This window comes from Cryptosporangium minutisporangium, assembly GCF_039536245.1.
Classification (GTDB): domain Bacteria; phylum Actinomycetota; class Actinomycetes; order Mycobacteriales; family Cryptosporangiaceae; genus Cryptosporangium; species Cryptosporangium minutisporangium.
Genome location: NZ_BAAAYN010000019.1, coordinates 72,616 through 87,435, shown reverse-complemented (window position 1 = coordinate 87,435; position 14,820 = coordinate 72,616). Strand labels below are relative to the sequence as shown.

The following is a 14,820-nucleotide window of genomic DNA, read 5'->3' as shown; positions in this document are numbered from 1 at the left end:
TAGCAGGCGACGGACGAGCCGGGAACGGTCTGGAGACGCTGTAGACGATGTCGATCGAGATCTCGAACGAGTCGGGCCACGAGGTCAACGAGACCGCTTTGCTGGCGGTCGCGCGGAACACCCTGGACGAGATGGGTGTCAACCCGATGGCCGAGCTGTCCCTCCTGCTGGTCGACGTCGGCTACATGGCCGAACTGAACCACCGGTGGATGGAGAAGACCGGCCCGACCGACGTTCTCGCGTTTCCGATGGACGAGCTCGACGCCGACCGAGGCCCGGGTGCGGACGAGGACGGCCCGGAGCCCACGCTGCTGGGTGACGTCGTCCTCTGCCCCGCCGTGGCCGAACGGCAGGCCAAGGTCGCCGGGCACAACACCGAGGACGAGCTGATGCTGCTCACCGTCCACGGCATCCTGCACCTGCTCGGCTACGACCACGCCGAGCCGGAGGAGGAGCGCGAGATGTTCGGTCTGCAGAACCGGCTGATCAGCGCGTACCGGCGCAGCATCGGTATCCCTGCTGTCGCCGACATCCCGCTCAAGCCGACGATCTCCGATCACTGATGAACACGCCGGGCTTGCTGGCGGCCGCCGCCGGGCTCGTCGTCGTGGCCGGGGCGGTCGCGGCGGCCGACACCGCGTTCAACCAGATCTCCCGGGCGCGGGCCGAGGAGATGCTGCGCGCCGGTACGCGGGGCGCGGCGAACCTCCTCGCGCTCGTCGGCAACCTGCCGGTGCACGTCAGCCTGCTGCTGTTGATCCGGCTGGCCTGCGAGCTGACCGCCACGACGCTGGTCGCGCTGGTAGCAATTGACCGCTGGGGGCCGGGCTGGCTCGCCGCGCTGGTCACCGCCGGCAGCATGACCGTCGTCAGCTTCGTGCTGGTCGGCGTCGGCCCACGGACGATCGGTCGTCTGCACCCCTACCCGGTGGCGCTGGCCAGCGCCGGGATCACCCGGTGGCTCGGCCGCGTGCTCAATCCGCTGGCCCGGTTGCTGATCCTGGTCGGCAACATGGTGACGCCCGGCCGCGGCTTCCGCGAGGGCCCGTTCGCCACCGAGACCGAGCTGCGCGAGCTGGTCGACCTGGCGGAGGAGCGCGGGGTCGTGGAGAGCGAAGAGCGGGAGATGATTCACTCCGTCTTCGAGCTCGGCGACACGATCGTCCGCGAGGTGATGGTGCCCCGGCCGGAGATCGTCTGGATCGAGCGGACGAAGACCGTCCGGCAGGCGACGTCGCTGGCGTTGCGGAGCGGTTTCTCCCGCATCCCGGTGCTGGGCGAGAGCATCGACGACATCGTCGGTGTCGTGTACCTCAAGGACATGGTGCGGCGGGTTCAGGGCCAGCCCGAGGCCGACCGGCAGCTCCGGGTCGAGCAGGTGATGCGCGACGCCGAGTTCGTGCCGGAGTCCAAGCCGGTGGCCGACCTGCTCCGGGAGATGCAGCAGCGGCGCATCCACATGGCGATCGTGATCGACGAGTACGGCGGCACCGCCGGTCTGGTGACGATCGAGGACATCCTCGAGGAGATCGTCGGGGAGATCGCCGACGAGTACGACAACGAACGGCCGCCGGTCGAGGAGCTGGACGACGGGTCGGTGCGGGTGACGGCCCGGCTGCCGGTCGAGGACCTCGGCGAGCTGCTCGACGTGGAGCTGCCGGACTACTCCGACGACATCGAGACGGTCGGTGGCCTGCTCGCCCACGAGCTGGGCAAGGTGCCGATCCCTGGAGCGAGCGTCCGGATCCAGAATCTGGAGCTGACCGCGGAGAGCGCCGGCGGGCGCCGGAACCGGATCGGCACCGTGCTGGTGCGGAGGCTGGAGGCCCAGTCGGAGACCGAAGAGGAACTGAGCGAGGAGAGTCGCACCGCCGATGTCTGATTTGAGCGCCGAAGACGCGAAGATCGTCACGCTCGCTCGTGCCACCAGGGCGCGCACCGGTGCGGCGGAGGGAGCGGCAGTGCGGGACACCGACGGCCGGACCTACGCCGCGTCGACCGTGGCCCTGCCGTCGCTCGGGCTCTCCGCGCTGCAGGTGGCGGTCGCTATGGCGGTGTCCAGCGGGGCACCGGGCCTGGAGGCGGCCGCCGTGGTCACCACCGCCGACGAGGCCGACGCCCTGGGCGTCGCCGCCGTTCACGACCTCACCGCCGCCGCGCCGATCCTCGTCGCCGACCCGTCCGGCGCGATCCGCTCCCGCGTCTGAGCGGGTCCGCCCGCGGACTTACGTCAAATCCGCCTCCACGGAGGTGCTGGGAACGGATTTGACGTAAATCGGCGTCGACCGCCTCGCGCGCGGCTGTCAGGCTCGCCCCTGAGCGGGCCATGCGGAGTGGGAGAATGAAGGGGTGACCGATGACCTCTCATTTCGTGCCGGGTTTGCGTGCTTCGTGGGCCGCCCCAACGCGGGCAAGTCCACGCTGACGAACGCGCTAGTGGGCACGAAGGTCGCGATCACCAGCAGCAAACCCCAGACCACCCGCCACACCGTCCGCGGCATCGTCCACCGGCCGGACGCCCAGCTCGTCCTCGTCGACACCCCTGGCCTGCACAAGCCGCGGACGCTGCTCGGCGAGCGCCTCAACGACCTGGTGCGCGCCACGTGGTCGGAGGTGGACGTGGTCGCGCTCTGCGTCCCCGCCGACGAGCCGGTCGGTCGCGGTGACCGGTTCATCGCCGACGAGATCGCCGGGCTCAAGAAGAAGAACGTGCTCGTGGTGGTCACCAAGACCGACCTCGTGGACAAGAAGCGGCTCGCCGAGCAGCTGCTCGCGGTCTCCCAACTGGGCGAATTCGCCGAGGTCGTGCCGGTCTCGGCGAAGTCCGGTGAGCAGGTCGGCCTCCTCGCCGACCTGCTGGCCAAGTACCTGCCGGAGTCGCCGCCGCTCTACCCGGACGGCGAGCTGACCGACGAACCCGAACAGGTGATGGTCGCCGAGCTGATCCGCGAGGCCGCGCTGGAGGGCGTCCGCGACGAGCTGCCGCACTCGCTCGCGGTCGTGGTCGAGGAGATGGAGCCGCGCGAGGGCCGCGACGACCTGCTCGACGTACATGCGACGGTGTTCGTCGAGCGTCCGAGCCAGAAGGCGATCGTGCTGGGCGCGGGCGGGGAGCGGATCAAGCACGTCGGCTCGACGTCCCGCCGGCACATCGAGGCGTTGCTCGGCACGCGGATCTACCTCGACCTGCGGGTGAAGGTCGCCAAGGACTGGCAGCGGGATCCGCGTCAACTCCGCCGGCTGGGCTTCTGAGAAGGACTGCTGAGTGCCCACCTACCGGGACATCGGCGTCGTCCTCCGGGTGCAGCAGCTCGGTGAGGCCGACCGCATCATCACGCTGCTCACCCGCAGGCACGGCCGGGTCCGGGCGGTGGCCAAGGGTGTCCGCAAGACCAAGAGCCGGATCGGTGGTCGGCTGGAGCCGTTCAGCCACGTCGATCTGCAGCTCTACGAGGGTCGCTCGCTGGACGTCGTCAGCCAGGTGGAGACCGTCGAACCGTTCGGCAAGCACATCGTCGACGATTACGGCCGGTACACGGCGGCGAGCGCGATCGCGGAGACCGCGGAGCGGTTGACGGCCGAGGAGCGGGAACCGGCGCTCCGGCTGCACTTGCTGACGGTGGGGGCGCTGCGGGCGCTGGCGGCCGGGGAGCACGACGCGCCGCTCGTCCTGGATGCCTACCTGCTGCGCGCGATGAGCTACGCGGGCTGGGCGCCCGCGCTGATGGCGTGCGCGGTCTGCGGCCTGCGCGGTGCCCACCGGGCCTTCTCGGTGCAGGCCGGTGGCTGCGTCTGCGGGAACTGTCGTCCGCCGGGGTCGGCGTCCCCGTCGGTGGAGGCGCTGGAGCTGATGGTCGCGTTGCTGGACGGCGACTGGAACCACGCCGGCCGCACCGAAGGACCGATCCGCCGCGAGGCCAGCGGGTTGGTGGCGGCCCACCTGCAGTGGCACCTGGAACGGGGCCTACGCTCGTTGCCGCTGGTCGATCGCACGAACACAGGGGAGAAGTCTCGATGATCAAGCGGCGCGCCGTCCGCCCGCCGGAGCCCCACCGGAGCGGCGCGCGCCCCCCGGCGATCCCGGCCGACCTGGTGCCCCGGCACGTCGCGCTGATCATGGACGGCAACGGCCGCTGGGCCAAGCAGCGCGGCCTGCCCCGCACCGAAGGGCACAAGCGTGGCGAGGACTCGCTGTTCGACGTCATCGAAGGCTGTATCGAACTGGGCGTGAAGTACCTCTCGGCGTACGCGTTCTCCACCGAGAACTGGAAGCGCTCGCCGGATGAGGTTCGGTTCCTCATGGGATTCAACCGGGACGTGATCCGCCGTCGACGCGACCAGCTCCACGCGATGGGCGTCCGGGTGCGGTGGGCCGGACGTCGTCCGAAGCTGTGGCGGAGCGTGATCGCCGAGCTCGAGTCGGCCGAAGAGATGACGCGCGACAACGACGTCCTCACGCTGCAGTTCTGCGTGAACTACGGCGGGCGGGCGGAGATCGTGGACGCCGCTGCGGCGATCGCGCGCGAGGTCGCGGCCGGGCGCATCTCGCCGGAGAAGATCACCGAGAAGCTGTTCGCGCGGTACCTCGACGAACCGCAGATCCCGGACGTGGACCTGTTCGTCCGCTCCTCCGGTGAGCAGCGGATCTCCAACTTCTTGCTGTGGCAGTCGGCCTACGCGGAGCTGGTGTTCGACGACACGCTCTTCCCGGACTTCGATCGCCGGAACATCTGGCGGGCGTGCGAGACCTACGCGTCCCGCGACCGCCGCTACGGCGGCGCGGTACCCAACCCGGTGCCTGCTGCAGCTACCGAGGGGTAACAGACTTAACGCAAGGTGAAAGTGAGTGAACGCTGCGTCACTCTACCGATCCACGGTCCCGCGGGGTCCCATGGAGTCGGGCGGTCTCGCCCGACGGTCGCGGGGTTCGCCTCGCCGGGGAGCGTCGGGTGGAGAGCGGTCGGGTGCCAGTTCCCGGTCTGGCGCCCGGCCGCGCGTCTCAGCGGTCCGGCGGCGGATTACTCCGGACGCCGCTGGTCGCGGTCCGCTCTCCCCGGCGTTCGTTGCGGGCCCTTCGGATGCCGGGTGATGTTCCGGGCGCGACGGTTGCGGAAACCCCACCTGTGCCGTCGTGCCCGGGCGGACCCGCCGACCGCCATGGGCTGAGGGCGATGCAGCTCATGGCGGCTCGGCGAGTCAATGTCAGCCCACGGCTGAGAGCGATACGGCCCGGTCATGGCGGCTCGGCGAGTCAATGTCAGCCCACGGCTGAGAGCGATACGGCCCGGTCATGGCGGCTCGGCGAGTCAATGTCAGCCCACGGCTGAGAGCGATACGGCCCGGTCATGGCGGCTCGGCGAGTCAATGTCAGCCCACGGCTGAGAGCGATGCGGCATGGTCATGGCGGATCGGCGAGTCAAGTCAGCCCACGGCACAGAACCCTTGGGAGGGGGAAAGGCCGCCCTGCGGTGCGCGAGGGGTGCGCCGCAGGGCGGCGTCTCGGCGGATGCCGCGGGAGGACACCGTCCCGGAAGGTGGCGACCCCTTCCGAGACGATGCCGCTGGCGATAAGTGTGCCCCTGCTCACACTGAGCCGCAGGATGTTCGTCCAAAAGAATGAATGTCTTATTCACGTTTGGTGCCTGTGGGCAGTCCCGACGCCTACGGCCCGCGCCGGTAGGGTGCAGATCGTGTCGGTTCAGGACGCACCCCCGAAAGCGCCCACCCCCCGCCGGCTCGGCTCGGTAGAGGTACTGGCCGGCGTCCTCATCGCGGTCGTGGTGTTCCGCGGTCCGCTGGTCGGGCTCTTCGACAGTCCGGCCGCCCGCACCTGGGCCACGATTTTCGTCTCGATCGTCGTCCAAGCGCTGCCGTTCTTGGTCTTCGGCGTCCTGATCAGTGCGGCGATCGCGGTCTTCGTCCCGACGTCGTTCTTCGTCCGGGCGCTGCCACGCCACCCCGCGCTCGCGGTGCCGGTCGCCGGGGTCGCGGGGGTCGCGCTGCCCGGCTGTGAGTGCGGCTCGGTGCCGATCGCCGGCGGGCTGGTGCGGCGCGGGGTGGCACCCGCGGCGGCGCTGACCTTCCTGCTCTCCGCTCCGGCCGTGAACCCGGTCGTGCTGGTCGCCACCGCCGTGGCGTTCCCTGGACGGCCGGAGATGGTGCTCGCGCGGTTCGTCGCGTCGGTGCTCACCGCGGTGGCGATGGGCTGGCTCTGGCTGCGATTCGGCCGGGCCGAGTGGATCCGGATTCCGCCCCGGCCCGACCTGGGTGGCGTGTCTCGCTGGACCGGGTTCTGGCTGTCGGTTCGGCACGACGCGATCCACGCGGGCGGCTTCCTGGTCGTCGGTGGGCTCACCGCGGCGTTCCTCAACGTCACGGTGCCGCGGCAGTGGCTCGACGCGATCGCTGAGCAACCCGTGCTCGCGGTGCTGGCGCTGGCCCTGCTCGCGGTGCTGCTCTCGATCTGTTCGGAGGCGGATGCGTTCGTCGCCGCGTCGCTCACCCAGTTCTCGCTGACGGCGCGGCTCGCGTTCCTGGTGGTGGGGCCGATGATCGACGTCAAACTGTTCGCGATGCAGGCCGGGACGTTCGGGCGTGGCTTCGCCCTCCGGTTCGGCCCGGTGACGTTCACCGTGGCGGTCCTGGTGAGCGTTCTGGTCGGAGGGCTGCTGCTGTGAACCGCGAAGCGCAGAGCATCGTCCTGCTGCTGATCGGCGGCGCGCTACTGCGGATCACGGTCTTCTCCGACGTCTATCTGCGGTACGTGAAGCCCGGGCTGCGCTGGTACCTCGTCGCGGCCGGCGTCGTCCTGGTCGTCGCGGCGGTGATCACTCTCTGGCGCGAACTGTTCGGAAACTCGGCCCCGCCTGTCGAGGCCAACGCGGCCAGCGAGTCCAGCGAGGCCAGCGAGTCCAATGAGGCCGACGACGGGCACGGGCATGCGCACCACGGCGGTCCGCGGGTGGCGTGGCTGCTGCTGCTCCCCGTGCTGACGATCTTCCTGATCGGACCGCCGTCGCTCGGCTCGTACGCCGCGGACAAGCAGGGGGCGACCGCGGTCCAGCAACCGAGTTCAGACCTGCCACCGCTGCCGGCAGGCGACCCGGTCACGATCTCGGTGCTCGACTACGTCACGCGCGCGATCTGGGAGAATGGTGCTTCGCTCCGCGGACGCGAGGCGCGGCTCACCGGTTTCGTCACGGTCGGCCCCGACGGCACGGCGTACCTGACCCGCATCGTGCTGAGCTGCTGCGCGGCCGACGGGCGTCCGCTCAAGGTCGCGCTGGCCGGCGTCCAACCCGCGACGTTGGAGCGGGACGCCTGGATCACGGTCGTCGGCGGGTACGACCCGGCTCGCCGCACCGACCCGGTCAGCCGGGAGGCGGTGCCGACGATCGCGGTCCGCACCCTGACCCGCATCGAGCCGCCCGCCGAGCCGTACGACAGCTGACGTCCGCCGAGCGTCAGAGGGCCGCGAGGAGCGCGTCCACCTCGGACTCGAACAGCAGCGCGGTGTCGAACTGCATCGGCCCGAACGAGCCCTGGACCTCCAGGCTGAGCACGCCGTGCAGCCGTGTCCAACTGATCACGGTGGCGCGCACCAGGTGCGGTGGCACCCCCGGATCCGCGTACCAGCGCGCCAGTTGCTCGTCCAGCTGCCCCGGCGAGGGCGGCGTCCGCGTCGGGTCGGCGCGGTCGCGCTCGGCCGCCACGTCGCGGACCGGCCGGAGCACCGCGGCGAAGCTCCGGGCGGCGGCGTCGATCGTGCTCTCCGGTGCCTGATAGCCCGGAACCGGCGTTCCGAACAGCAGCTGGTACCAGTGCGGTTCGGCCAGCGCCCAGCTCCGCCACGCACGGAAAACCGCTCGTAGCCGCTGCTCCGGCGCCTGGGCTGCGGCGTCCGCCGCAGCCCGCTCCAGCGCGTCGCCGAGTGCGTGGAAGCCGTCGACGACGAGCGCGGTGAGCAGCGCGTCGCGGTTGGCGAAGTAGCGGTAGAGGGCCGGGCCGGAGAGCCCGATCTCCCGCGCGATCGCGTTGAGCGAGAGCCCACCGGGCCCCGACTCGGCGAGCTGGCGCAGCGCGACCTCCTTCGCCTCCTCGCGGGTCTGCTCCCGGTACCGCTCGCGCCGGTCGACTGTGCCCATCGTTACCCCCTTGACAGCGTCACTGTAACAGCCTCACTCTTGCGTTAGAACCTCTAACAGAGAAGAGAGGGAATAACAATGAACGTGCGTGCAGCGGTGTTGACCGGTCCGAACGGTCCGGCGGGGCTGGTCGTCACCGACCGGGCGCTTCCTCCGGTGCGGCGGCGCGACGTGCGGATCGGCGTCGAGGCCGCCGGCGTGATGTTCGCCGAGGTGCAGATGGCGATCGGCCGTTACCCCGGCCAGCCGCGCTACCCGTTCGTGCCCGGCTACGACCTGGTGGGCACGGTGGTCGAGGCCGGTGCGGCGAGCGGGTTCCGGCCGGGGCAGCGGGTCGCGGCGATGACCCGCACCGGCGCCTGGGCCGAGCATGTCGTGCTCCCGGCGAAGGGCTTGGTGCCGGTGCCCGACGGGCTCGACGCCGCGGACGCCGTCGCGCTCGTGACCAACGGCGTCACCGCCCATCAGCTGGTCCACCGGTCGGCGCGGGTGCAGGCGGGCGAGACGGTGCTGGTCCTCGGCGCCTCCGGCGGGGTGGGGACGCTGCTCACGCAGCTGTCCGTCGCGGCCGGGGCACGCGTCCTCGGCACGGCGTCTCCGGCCAAACACGACCTGGTGCGGACGCTCGGCGGCGAACCGCTCGACTACCACCAGCCCGACCTGCCTGCGCGGATCCGCGAGCTGGCACCGGACGGTGTGGACGCGGTCTTCGATCCGATCGGCGGAGCGGGCCTGGCCGACTCGTGGGCGCTGCTCGGGCGCGGCGGGCGCTTGGTCTGGTTCGGCAGCCAGTCGACGCTGCACAGCACCGGATGGCGGTTCGCGCCGGCGGTGAGCGCGTTACGGCGGATCGCCGGATGGAACCTGGGTAGCCGGGTGCGCGGCGACGGACGCCGGGGGTCGCTCTACTACGTCCGCGAGGCCACCCCCGCGTTCCGGTCCGACCTGGCCACCGTGCTCGCCGCGGCCGCGACGGGCACGTTGAACTCCGCGGTGACCGCCCGCTACCCGCTCGATCAGGCGCAGGCGGCGCTGGCGGCGCTCTCCGAGGGCCGGATCACCGGTAAGGCCGTGCTGCTGCCGAACGCCCGCTCAGGCGCGGGCGGCGCACTCGGCGCAGGTGCCGAAGATCTCCAGGGTGTGTGACACGTCGGCGAAGCCGTGCTCGGCTGCGACGCGGTTCGCCCAGCTCTCCACGGTCGGGCCGGCGACCTCGACGGTGCGGCCGCAGGCCCGGCAGACCAGGTGATGGTGGTGGCCGCTGGAGCAGCGGCGGTAGAGGTGCTCACCGCCGGGCGGGCGCATGACGTCGATCTCTTCGGCGTCGGCGAGCGCTTGCAGGGTGCGGTAGACGGTGGTCAAACCGACCGAATCGCCACGCTGGCGGAGTAGCTCGTGCAGCTCTTGTGCGCTGCGGAACTCTTCGACCTCGGAGAGCAACGCCATGACTGCCGTCCGCTGACGCGTGGTACGGCCGACGCTCGCCTGCATTGTGCATCCTCTCCGGCCCGCCGGGCGGGCTCGCCGTCCATCTTCTCAGGTCGACGGCGTTCCGGCGATGTGTCCTCGAACCGAATGCGCGGAATGGGCTACCGCGTCGCGGACGACGTGTGCCACGTGCGAGTCGGCGAGCGAGTAGGCGACCTCACGTCCGCGCCGGTGCGGCACCACCACACCGGCACCGCGGAGCACGCGCAGGTGTTGCGAGACCAGCGGCTGGGGGACCCCGAGCGCGTCGACCAGCTCGTGGACGCACTGGTCGCCGTCGTCGAGCCGCATGACGATCGCGATCCGCAGCGGCGAGGCGAGCGCCCGCAGCAGCTCCGCCGCCGGTGCGTAGCTCCCCACGGCAGATCGGTCGGCCGCGGACGAGCGGTCCGCGTCGGCGGACGCGGACACCGCGGTCCCGCCGGGCGCGGTGTCGGTGAGATCGGGTTCGGCCGGACCGGATGGGGCGGGTTCGGATGGGGCGGGGTGCGCAACGGCCTCCGGCACGGCCGCTTCTCCGAGCGCGCCGCGAGCGACCGTGCGGCGGATCATCGGCTCGGCGCGCCCGCGCCGGTCGAAGCGGCCGGTGCAGCCGACTCAGCCGACTCAGCCGCCGTGCCGGCACCGTCCAGCGAGGCGGTGCCGGACCCGGCCGATGCGGCGGCCACGATCGGCCCTCGGTCGGGACGGGCGGCCGCGGAGCGACGCCGGAGCTGCCGGACGGCCGCGGCCACCGCGGTCACCACGAGGAACACCAGCACGGCCAGGACGACGATCGACGCGCCGGACGGAACGTCCAGGTAGAACGACCCGACCGCGCCGGTCAGCGCGACCGTGACGCTCAGCCCCATCGCGCCGGCCATCGTGGCGACGAAGCCTCGCGAGACCTGTTGCGCGGTGGCCACCGGAATCACCATCAGCGCGCTGACCAGCAGCACCCCGACCACCCGCATCGCGACGGTCACCGTCACCGCCGCGGAGACCGCCAGCAAGATGTTGAGCAGGCGCACCGGGAACCCGGAGACCCGGGCGAACTCCTCGTCGTGGCAGATCGCGAACAGCCACGGCCGCAGCCCCACGGTGAAGACGAGCACCGCGGCGGCGAGTACGCCCATCACGATCAGATCGGACGGCGCCGTGGTCAGCAAGGAGCCGAACAAGTACCCGAGCAGGTTCACGTTGCCGCCGCTCGGCGCGAGGCTCATCAGCAGCACACCGCCGGCGATACCGCCGTAGAAGAGGAGCGAGAGCGCGACGTCGCCGGACGCCCCACCGCGCGAGCGGATCAACTCGACCGCCACCGCACCGAGCGCGGCCACCACCACCGCGCTGAACACCGGGGAGTTCCCGGTGAGGAAGCCGAGTGCCACGCCGGTGAGTGCGATGTGGCCGATGCCGTCGCCGACCAGCGACATCCGCCGCTGGACCAGGTAGATCCCGACCGCGGGGGCGGTCAGCCCGACCAGCACCGCCGCGATCAGGGCGCGGACCATGAAGTCGTACTGCAGGATGCTCATGCGTTCACCGCCTGGACCGGGTCGGCCCGGCGTGATCGGGTAGGCCGTCCCACTCGCCGGAGGGACTCGTCGTCGGGTTGCCGTGGACGTGGTGCCGGTCGGTGTCGATCCAGTAGCCCCCCTCCACCCAGTGGGCTCCGACGTGCCCGTCGGCCCACGGCGCGCCGTCGTGGATGACGCGTCCGTGGTCGAGCACCACCGTGCGGGTGATCAGGTCGGCCAGCGGCCCCACCTCGTGCAGGACGACCAGGAGCGTCGTCCCGCGCTCCACGAGCCGGCGGACCGTGTCGGCGAACGCACGCTGGCTGGCGGCGTCCACTCCGGCGTTCGGCTCGTCGAGGACCAGCAGGTCCGGTGCGCCGGCCAGCGCGCGGGCGATCAGCACACGCTGCTGCTGGCCGCCGGAGAGCGTGGACACCCGGTCGCGGCCCCGGTCGGCGAGGCCGACGGTCTCGAGCGCGTCGGTGACCGCGGCCCGGTCGGCGGCGGACGCGAAGCGGAGGAAGCCGCGGCGGGCGAGTCGCCCGCTGGTGACCACTTCGCGGACGGTTGCCGGCACGCCCGTCGCGGCACCGGCCCGCTGCGGCACGTAGCCGACGCGGCGCCAGTCGGAGAACGCCCCGACCGGGGTGCCGAAGAGCCGGGCGTCACCGGCGGAGAGCGGAACCAGCCCCAGCAGCGTCCGGACCAGCGTCGACTTCCCGGAACCGTTGGATCCGAGCAGCGCGACGACTTCGCCTGCGGTGACGCTGAGCGAGACGTCACGGAGCACCTGACGCTCGCCGAGCACGACGGTCGCGCGCTCGACGGCGGCCACCGGGTTGGTCCCGGCAGGGTTCGTATCGGCGTCCGCGGCAGCCTCGGCCGCGGCGCCTGCCTGGGCTGCGGCGCCGGTCTCGGCTACTGGGGCGGGTTCGCTCACTGACACGACAATGCGCCTCGCAGGTTCGTCAGGTTGCTGCGCATCACCGAGAAGTAGTCGTCAGCGGAGTCCTTCTCGATGCCCTCGATCGGGTCGAGCACCTCCGCCTTCGCGCCGACCTCGCTGGCCAGGGCCTGGGCGATCTTCGGACTGACCAGCGTCTCGAAGAAGATCACCTTGACCCCGTTCTTTTTCGCGTACGTCGCGACCTCAGCCAGGCGAGCCGCCGACGGCTCCTCCTCGGGTGTGAGCCCGGTGATCGGCACCTGGGTGAGACCGTACCTCGTAGCGAGGTAACCGAACGCGTTGTGGCTCACGACTATCGTTTTCTGCTTGCAACTGGCCAGACCGGACTTGTACTCGGCGTCGAGCGTGTCCAGCTTCGTGTTCAGCGCCTTGGAGTTGGCGGTGTATTCCGCGGCGTGATCGGGGTCGAGGTCACCGAGCTTCTTGGCGACCGCGTCGGCGATGCCGGCGAGGCGGGTGGGGTCGAGCCAGACGTGGGGGTCCTTGCCCTTCTCGTCCTCGTGCAGCTCACCTTCCTCGAGCGGGACGTAGCCGTCCTCCAGCGGCGCGACGGACGCGACGTCGAGCGACTTGTCCTTCGCGCCCTGGTCGATCGCGTCGTCCACGGCAGGCTGGAACTCGCGGAGGTAGACGACCGCGTCGGCGTCGTTCACCTCGGCGACCTGCTTCGGGCTCAGCTCGAGGTCGTGCGGCTCGGTGCCGGGTTCGACGAGGTTGGTCACCGCCACCCGGTCGCCGCCGACCTGCTGCGTGACGTACTGCAGCGGGTAGAACGCCGTGACGACGTCGAGCTTGCCGCCCTCGGAGGCGGCACTGGAATCGGAGGAGGAGCAGCCAGCTGCCGCCGAAGCGACGCCGACAGCGAGGAGCGCGGCGACGACCGCGCGGAGGGGTCCGCGGTACATGACAACGATTCTCATTACACACGACATTGAATGTCAAACTCGCTAGGGAGCAATCCGGGGGTTACGCTCGGTGATTCTGCCCACTCGCGGGCGTTCCGCCCACCCGGCGCGCCCCGGCGGACGGTGGGCCGGCGGTGGGGACGAGCGGCGCGTGCGCGACGTAGTAACGAGGACGCGAGGGCACCCTCGGGAGTTCGACGGCGGAGCGGGACGTCGCGGCCCCGGCCCGCGGCGCGTCGGAACCGGCGCCCGGGCCGCCTGCCCGGCAGGCGTAGATCAGATTTTGGTGACCGTGAAGGCGAGCAGCGCCACGATCGCGACCATCCGCCCGAGGCGGGCGCCAGGACTCGAAGAGTCCCAGGCGAGCCACGCGAGCCAGGCGAGCAAACCGGCGATCACCAGCACGAGGACCGCGCCGGGTAGGCCGGGCAGGAACGCGGCGGCGAGGGCGAGCGCCACGATGCCGAGCACCAGGACGAACCGCGGCAACCGGAGCAGGAACGCCAGCAGGGCTGCCGATCGCGGCCCGAGACGACGCTGGGCTTCGGACACGAGGCCTCCGGATCGGTAGCGTGTGGGCCACCCATCGTGGCAGCGAAGAGAGAAGGAAGTGTAGTGCTGGTCATCAGCCGGTTCGACGTGCCGGAAGCGGATGGTCCCGGGTTCCTCGAGCGGGCCAGGGCGGCGCTCGGCGCGTTCGCGGTCCGGCCGGGGTTCGTCCGGGGGCGGATCGGTCGCTCCGCCGATGTGCCGACGGCATGGGCACTGACCACGGAGTGGGACTCGGTCGGCAGTTTCCGGCGCGCGCTGTCGGATTTCGACGTGAAGGTCCATGCGAGCACGTTGCTGGCGGAGTCGAGCGACGAGCCCAGCGCGTTCGAGCTGATGGGGGCATGGGACGGAGCGGTGGAGACGGCCGGCCGGACGGATCGGGCTCCCGACGCGGACGTGACGCGGGTCGGTGACCGTCCGGCTACGTCCGGCTGAGTATCCCGGCGGCTTCGCCAGTTGCTTCAGTAGGGGACTCCGCTATCCGTTCGCGCTGCGGTTTGGCAGGCTGGGGGAGTGCGGAGTGAGCGGTCATGACCTGGGTTCCACCCTCTGGCGGCGGTTACGGCACGTCGGGTGAAGGAACACCTGCCTACGGCGGGCCGGCCTACGGTGCGCCGAGCGGTATTCCGGGAAGCCCCGGTGCTCCGGGCCCCGCCGGGTTTGGCCCAGGAAGCCCGGGAGTTCCGGGAGGCCCCGGTGTCCCCGGCGTTCCTGGACCGCCGCCCGTGCTGAGCGAGCGCGAACGCAGGGCCGAGCGTGCACTGCGTGCGCTGCCACCACCGCCGAGCCCGCCTCCGGGCATGGGCGCCGTCCCGGCGTTCGCGCCGCCGGTGCCGCGCCCGAACCGGACCGTGCTGATCGTCTCGCTGGTGCTCGGCGCCACGCTGCTGCTCTGCTGCGGTGGCGGCGTGACCGGTATCGGCGGCCTGGTCTGGTACGGCTACGACACGCTGCAGAAGGACGCGGTCGGGACGGTCGAGGCGTACCTCGGTGACCTGCAAGCGGGCCGGTACCCGCAGGCGTACTCGCGGCTGTGCGCCGAAGAGAAGGTCGAGCGCACGCTGACCGAGTTCACCGGCGAGGAGGAGACCGCCCGGGTGACCGAATACCAGGTCGGCTCGGACATCGAGGTGGACGCGGAGAACAACTGGCTGGTCACCGCACGAGTCGCCCGGCAGGGCAACTCGTCGCGGCAGGAGACGTTCCCGGTCCTGTTCGACGACACCAACGCGGCGGTGATCTGTCCTCGCTGATCGGGCAAAGCG

The 14,820-nt window shown here is 71.2% G+C and carries 18 protein-coding genes; 11 read left to right on the top strand and 7 right to left on the bottom strand.

Annotated elements, in window-relative coordinates; translation table 11 throughout:
* The first annotated feature begins 47 nt into the window (after positions 1 to 47).
* The 8 genes from ybeY (at position 48) to ABEB28_RS16025 (ending at position 7,450) form a co-directional block, all read left to right on the top strand.
* Positions 48 to 563 carry an rRNA maturation RNase YbeY gene (gene ybeY, locus ABEB28_RS16060; protein ID WP_345728896.1) on the top strand — a complete coding sequence of 172 codons (516 nt, stop codon included), beginning with the start codon at positions 48 to 50 and terminating at the stop codon, positions 561 to 563.
* On the top strand, positions 563 to 1,882 hold the full coding sequence (locus ABEB28_RS16055; protein WP_345728895.1) for a hemolysin family protein: 1,320 nt from the start codon (positions 563 to 565) through the stop codon (positions 1,880 to 1,882). Before ybeY ends, ABEB28_RS16055 begins: the two co-directional genes overlap by 1 nt.
* Positions 1,875 to 2,207, top strand: coding sequence for a cytidine deaminase (locus tag ABEB28_RS16050; RefSeq protein WP_345728894.1), 333 nt, complete (start codon positions 1,875 to 1,877; stop codon positions 2,205 to 2,207). Before ABEB28_RS16055 ends, ABEB28_RS16050 begins: the two co-directional genes overlap by 8 nt.
* 142 nt (positions 2,208 to 2,349) lie before the next feature.
* On the top strand, positions 2,350 to 3,252 hold the full coding sequence (era, locus tag ABEB28_RS16045) for a GTPase Era (RefSeq protein WP_345728893.1): 903 nt from the start codon (positions 2,350 to 2,352) through the stop codon (positions 3,250 to 3,252).
* 13 nt (positions 3,253 to 3,265) lie between these two features.
* Entirely contained in the window at positions 3,266 to 4,018 is a 753-nt protein-coding gene (gene recO, locus ABEB28_RS16040) for a DNA repair protein RecO (protein ID WP_345728892.1), read from the top strand.
* Positions 4,015 to 4,821: an isoprenyl transferase gene (locus ABEB28_RS16035; RefSeq protein WP_345728891.1), complete on the top strand. Its 807-nt coding sequence runs from the start codon at positions 4,015 to 4,017 to the stop codon at positions 4,819 to 4,821. Before recO ends, ABEB28_RS16035 begins: the two co-directional genes overlap by 4 nt.
* 866 nt (positions 4,822 to 5,687) lie before the next feature.
* On the top strand, positions 5,688 to 6,677 hold the full coding sequence (locus ABEB28_RS16030) for a permease (RefSeq protein ID WP_376981036.1): 990 nt from the start codon (positions 5,688 to 5,690) through the stop codon (positions 6,675 to 6,677).
* Positions 6,674 to 7,450 carry a TIGR03943 family putative permease subunit gene (locus ABEB28_RS16025; protein ID WP_345728889.1) on the top strand — a complete coding sequence of 259 codons (777 nt, stop codon included), beginning with the start codon at positions 6,674 to 6,676 and terminating at the stop codon, positions 7,448 to 7,450. The genes ABEB28_RS16030 and ABEB28_RS16025 overlap by 4 nt, the downstream gene beginning before the upstream one ends.
* Positions 7,451 to 7,463: 13 nt before the next feature.
* Here ABEB28_RS16025 and ABEB28_RS16020 read toward each other — a convergent pair whose 3' ends face one another.
* Entirely contained in the window at positions 7,464 to 8,144 is a 681-nt protein-coding gene (locus ABEB28_RS16020; protein WP_345728888.1) for a TetR/AcrR family transcriptional regulator, read from the bottom strand.
* 78 nt (positions 8,145 to 8,222) lie between these two features.
* On the opposite strand from ABEB28_RS16020, the gene ABEB28_RS16015 reads away from it, so the two are divergent.
* Positions 8,223 to 9,290, top strand: a complete 1,068-nt coding sequence (locus ABEB28_RS16015) for a zinc-binding dehydrogenase (protein WP_345728887.1) — start codon at positions 8,223 to 8,225, stop codon at positions 9,288 to 9,290.
* On the opposite strand, the gene ABEB28_RS16010 is transcribed toward ABEB28_RS16015, so the two are convergent.
* The 6 genes from ABEB28_RS16010 to ABEB28_RS15985 all read right to left on the bottom strand — a co-directional run bounded on the left by ABEB28_RS16010 (position 9,237) and on the right by ABEB28_RS15985 (position 13,555).
* Positions 9,237 to 9,635 (bottom strand): Fur family transcriptional regulator, encoded by a 399-nt coding sequence (locus tag ABEB28_RS16010; protein ID WP_345728886.1) that lies wholly within the window; start codon positions 9,633 to 9,635, stop codon positions 9,237 to 9,239. The two genes, ABEB28_RS16015 and ABEB28_RS16010, sit on opposite strands and share 54 nt — an antisense overlap.
* Before the next feature lie 45 nt (positions 9,636 to 9,680).
* A complete protein-coding gene (locus tag ABEB28_RS16005) occupies positions 9,681 to 9,992 on the bottom strand; it encodes an ArsR/SmtB family transcription factor (protein WP_345728917.1) in 312 nt (103 codons plus the stop codon).
* Between the two features lie 188 nt (positions 9,993 to 10,180).
* Complete coding sequence (locus ABEB28_RS16000) at positions 10,181 to 11,149, bottom strand: metal ABC transporter permease (protein WP_345728885.1); 969 nt, start codon at positions 11,147 to 11,149, stop codon at positions 10,181 to 10,183.
* A gap of 4 nt (positions 11,150 to 11,153) precedes the next feature.
* On the bottom strand, positions 11,154 to 11,966 hold the full coding sequence (locus tag ABEB28_RS15995) for a metal ABC transporter ATP-binding protein (RefSeq protein ID WP_345728916.1): 813 nt from the start codon (positions 11,964 to 11,966) through the stop codon (positions 11,154 to 11,156).
* Between the two features lie 101 nt (positions 11,967 to 12,067).
* Positions 12,068 to 13,003, bottom strand: coding sequence for a metal ABC transporter solute-binding protein, Zn/Mn family (locus ABEB28_RS15990; protein ID WP_376981022.1), 936 nt, complete (start codon positions 13,001 to 13,003; stop codon positions 12,068 to 12,070).
* 276 nt (positions 13,004 to 13,279) lie between these two features.
* Positions 13,280 to 13,555, bottom strand: a complete 276-nt coding sequence (locus ABEB28_RS15985) for a DUF6703 family protein (RefSeq protein WP_345728884.1) — start codon at positions 13,553 to 13,555, stop codon at positions 13,280 to 13,282.
* A 63-nt stretch (positions 13,556 to 13,618) separates the two neighbouring features.
* Between ABEB28_RS15985 and ABEB28_RS15980 the strand changes: the two genes are divergently transcribed.
* Positions 13,619 to 13,990: an antibiotic biosynthesis monooxygenase family protein gene (locus ABEB28_RS15980; protein WP_345728883.1), complete on the top strand. Its 372-nt coding sequence runs from the start codon at positions 13,619 to 13,621 to the stop codon at positions 13,988 to 13,990.
* 365 nt (positions 13,991 to 14,355) lie between these two features.
* Positions 14,356 to 14,808, top strand: coding sequence for a hypothetical protein (locus ABEB28_RS15975; protein WP_345728882.1), 453 nt, complete (start codon positions 14,356 to 14,358; stop codon positions 14,806 to 14,808).
* Positions 14,809 to 14,820: the final 12 nt, after the last annotated feature.

Excerpts from the sequence above, each read along its gene's own strand:
- ABEB28_RS16035 (WP_345728891.1), top strand. The coding sequence starts at position 4,015 with ATGATCAAGCGGCGCGCCGTCCGCCCGCCGGAGCCCCACCGGAGCGGC.
- ABEB28_RS15975 (WP_345728882.1), top strand. The coding sequence starts at position 14,356 with ATGGGCGCCGTCCCGGCGTTCGCGCCGCCGGTGCCGCGCCCGAACCGG.
- ABEB28_RS16010 (WP_345728886.1), bottom strand. The coding sequence starts at position 9,635 with ATGCAGGCGAGCGTCGGCCGTACCACGCGTCAGCGGACGGCAGTCATG.
- ABEB28_RS15990 (WP_376981022.1), bottom strand. The coding sequence starts at position 13,003 with ATGTACCGCGGACCCCTCCGCGCGGTCGTCGCCGCGCTCCTCGCTGTC.
- ybeY (WP_345728896.1), top strand. The coding sequence starts at position 48 with ATGTCGATCGAGATCTCGAACGAGTCGGGCCACGAGGTCAACGAGACC.
- ABEB28_RS16050 (WP_345728894.1), top strand. The coding sequence starts at position 1,875 with ATGTCTGATTTGAGCGCCGAAGACGCGAAGATCGTCACGCTCGCTCGT.
- ABEB28_RS16015 (WP_345728887.1), top strand. The coding sequence starts at position 8,223 with ATGAACGTGCGTGCAGCGGTGTTGACCGGTCCGAACGGTCCGGCGGGG.
- ABEB28_RS16055 (WP_345728895.1), top strand. The coding sequence starts at position 563 with ATGAACACGCCGGGCTTGCTGGCGGCCGCCGCCGGGCTCGTCGTCGTG.
- ABEB28_RS16000 (WP_345728885.1), bottom strand. The coding sequence starts at position 11,149 with ATGAGCATCCTGCAGTACGACTTCATGGTCCGCGCCCTGATCGCGGCG.
- ABEB28_RS16020 (WP_345728888.1), bottom strand. The coding sequence starts at position 8,144 with ATGGGCACAGTCGACCGGCGCGAGCGGTACCGGGAGCAGACCCGCGAG.